General features: G+C 64.6%; 2 protein-coding genes and 1 pseudogene. 1 reads left to right on the forward strand and 2 read right to left on the reverse strand.

Annotated features, from left to right (window positions below; genetic code table 11):
* Positions 1 to 1,326, forward strand: a pseudogene (locus tag QOD90_RS12140) (hypothetical protein); the annotation flags it as partial.
* A 195-nt stretch (positions 1,327 to 1,521) separates the two neighbouring features.
* Here QOD90_RS12140 and QOD90_RS12145 read toward each other — a convergent pair.
* Both QOD90_RS12145 and QOD90_RS12150 read right to left on the reverse strand, forming a co-directional pair.
* Positions 1,522 to 2,748: a cytochrome P450 gene (locus QOD90_RS12145; RefSeq protein WP_526349951.1), complete on the reverse strand. Its 1,227-nt coding sequence runs from the start codon at positions 2,746 to 2,748 to the stop codon at positions 1,522 to 1,524.
* On the reverse strand, positions 2,741 to 3,145 hold the full coding sequence (locus tag QOD90_RS12150; RefSeq protein WP_526349953.1) for an ester cyclase: 405 nt from the start codon (positions 3,143 to 3,145) through the stop codon (positions 2,741 to 2,743). Before QOD90_RS12150 ends, QOD90_RS12145 begins: the two co-directional genes overlap by 8 nt.
* Positions 3,146 to 3,202 lie beyond the last annotated feature (57 nt).

The raw sequence follows: 3,202 nt of genomic DNA on the forward strand, positions 1-3,202 counted from the left end.
ACCGGCCGGTTCTACATGCTCTCCACGGGGAACCCGGACGGCTACAACTTCACCTGGACGCCGACCAACCCCGGCGACACCCCGCAGGACGTCGTCTTCACCGCAACGCGTCCCGACGGCACGACCACCACCATGACCTACCGCCCGACGGGCTCGAGCGGCGGCGGAACGACCACCCCCACCACCCCGCAGACCCCGCCAACCGTTCCAACGACACCGACCTACACCAACCTGAAGCCGGCCATGAACGATCCGACGCTGCCGCCGCCGCCCTACGATGCCAGCGATACGACGATCGGGCCCACTGCAGCAAATGCGAACATGCAAATCATCAATTCGTACTGGGATGCAGAGCAGAAGGGCTGGATAGTAACCATCAGACCCAGCACTGGGCGGCTTCCGATCTCAGCCTCGAGCCCCGACGGTCGCATGTCGGAGTCCTACCCCTCCGGCTATCGCTGGGTGGGCGACGCGGCAACGGGAACGGAAGGCAAATTCTTCGACTATCGGTTCCTCTTCCGTCCCAACGATGGGCTCGATTGGTCCTATCGCTACCCCACCATCACCTTCACGGCGACCGACGCCGCCGGCACACCGAGCGCCATCACCTTTCGCGGGGCCAACCCCAGCGACGACGGCTCGGAACCGCTACCAATCCCCGACCCCCAATATTTTCCGCCGACCGGACCCAACGCCCGAAACAACGAGATGCAAATAAGTCCGACCACGGGCCCTAACGCCAGCGGCTGGCGGATCGACGTCAAGCAGGTCCCATGGGTGACGGTGACTGCGGCGTCACCGAACGGCGCCATGAGACGCTGGGAAGGCACCGATGCCAGTACCGCGCAATACCTCTGGACCGGGCCGAACGACGGAACCACCCCGATCGTCGTGCTGACGGCGCACTACGCGGACGGCAGAACCTCGACCATCACCTACTTGGCCAATCAACCGGCGTCCCAGCCGTCCGGCGGAACCTCCACCCCGACGACGCCGTCGACCGACGAAGGCAGCCACACGACCCTTACCGACGTCGGCAATGAGGATCTCGCCGTCACGGACACGTCCAGCGGCGCCTACACGATGATGTTCGACGGCTCATGGCTCTTCAGGGTCGAGCCGCGGAGCCCTGGCGTCACGATCACGGCGTCCACCGGCACCGGCGCGATCGAACAGAGCGGCCGGTTCTACCTGCCCTCCACCGGAAACCCCGATGGCTATTCATTCCGATGGATTCCCGCCAACCCCGGCGACCGACCTGAAGACGTCGTCTTCACTGCGACGCGTCCCGACGGAACGCAGAGCACCGTGTCGTATCGGCCTTGACATCTTCGTGACCGAACATCGCGTCGTAGGGAATGTCGTGGAAGGCGCAATGTTCATCCTGGTGCGCGCCTCGAACATCGACCGGACGATGTATGCGGGGGGAGGCATCGACGGCGGTATCACCGACCCACCGTGCCGCCGTTCACTTCAGGGCAGTAGCCCGGGTGCAACGATTGGCCCGCTTGCCACAAGCCCTCAAGTTGCGTCGATGCGCACTGCCGTCAACGGGAGGTGTTCGTGGCGACGGACCAGGAAGCTCTCCGCCCAGCGCGGACTGTCGGCGGGATCGACCGTGAATTCGCGCGTCCGCTCCAGCAACGTGGTCAGTACGGCCCTGGCTTCGATCCGAGCCAGCGCAGCGCCCACGCAGTAGTGGATGCCGTGCCCGAAGGCCAGGTGGCGGCGCGGGGATCCGCGGTCGAGGTCCACGACGTCCGGGTTGTCGAACTGTGTCGAATCCCGGTTCGCAGCACCGAATAGCAGCACTACCGTTGAGCCACTTGGGATCTCGACGCCTGCCAGCGTGGTGTCGTGGGGAATGCTGCGCATTTGTTGACGGAACGGCGACTCGAGTCGAAGAGCCTCCTCAACGAACGTGTCGATCAATTCGGGTGCTTCACGCAGCCGCTGTTGCAGTTTTTGGTCGTCGGCGAGCAGGCGCACGGCGTTGCCGACGAGGCTGCTGGTCGTCTCCCCGCCTGCGCTGAGCAGCGTGTGCAGGATGATTTGCACTTCGCCCTCCTGCAGCGTGCCCGCGTCCAGAGCTCGTCGGACGGCGAGCAGGATGCCGTCGTCGTCGGCATCCGTAGTCGCTGCGACCTGAAGCCGGATCCACTCTTGGATGGCGCCGATGCGAGTGACGAGTTCAGTCAGGCGGTCCAGGGTCATGGTGCCGCCGATCATCGCGGTCGAGTCGAAGGCGGCTCCCAGCAGCTGCGACGGGTTGATGTCGCGAAACCCGATCAGCTTGGCGACCACCGTAATTGGCACGACGTTGCCAACGGTGCTCATGAATTCGAACGGATCGTCGCCGAGCGCCTGGTCGATCGCCGACGCGCACAGCGCCCGGATGTCGCCCTCCAGGGTGCGCATCCGGCGGGCCACCAGTTCGGGGAAGACCGCCTTTCGGTGGGTCGTGTGCAGCGGCGGATCGGCCGTCGCGAGCGTCGGTTGCGCGGTGCCGCCGAAGTCGAGCCGAGCAGGGAGCCCGTCATCGTCGCGGTAGAGCAGGGACACGATATTGGAGGAGAAGTCTTCTGGACGTCCGACAGCTTCGGAGATGAGGTCGAACGTGGCGACCGTGACGATGTCGGTACCGGGCACCGCCCAGACCGGCGCCTGGGTCCGCAGGGTCGCGTAGAAGTCGTATGGCTCGTCGAGGATGTCGGGGCGCAATAGGGTCGACGCAGTCAACTCAGTCACGCGCACTCCCGGAGATCTGGTTGAACAGGCTCATCGACTCGCCGTACACGTGACACTCGGCGACCTTGTCGCCGGTGAACTTGTAGACCTCGCAGGTCTCTACGGAGATCTCGCGAAGTGTCGGCGCGATTCCGCCGTACTCCCCTGTGTGGGTTCCGCGCAACGTCCAGCGGGCGCAGACATGACCGTCGCCACCGAACATTAGGTCCTCGTCGAGGTGAAGCTCGTCGAACGCGGCGAAGAGTTGTCCGAGGTTGTCTCGGATGTCGGCCACCGTGAGCGATAGGCCCAGTCCGCCTACCCAACGCAGGCAGTCAGGAGCGAACCCGCTCAGGTAGCCCTCGACATCTCCGCGGTTGAGCGCTTCAGCGGACCGTCGCAGCAGTTGTGTGGACACACGTCCACTTTGATGGACGATTGTTCACAATTCAAGCCCGGTGTTCGATAGAGTGCG

This window comes from Mycobacterium sp. (assembly GCF_032161845.1).
Lineage (GTDB): Bacteria > Actinomycetota > Actinomycetes > Mycobacteriales > Mycobacteriaceae > Mycobacterium.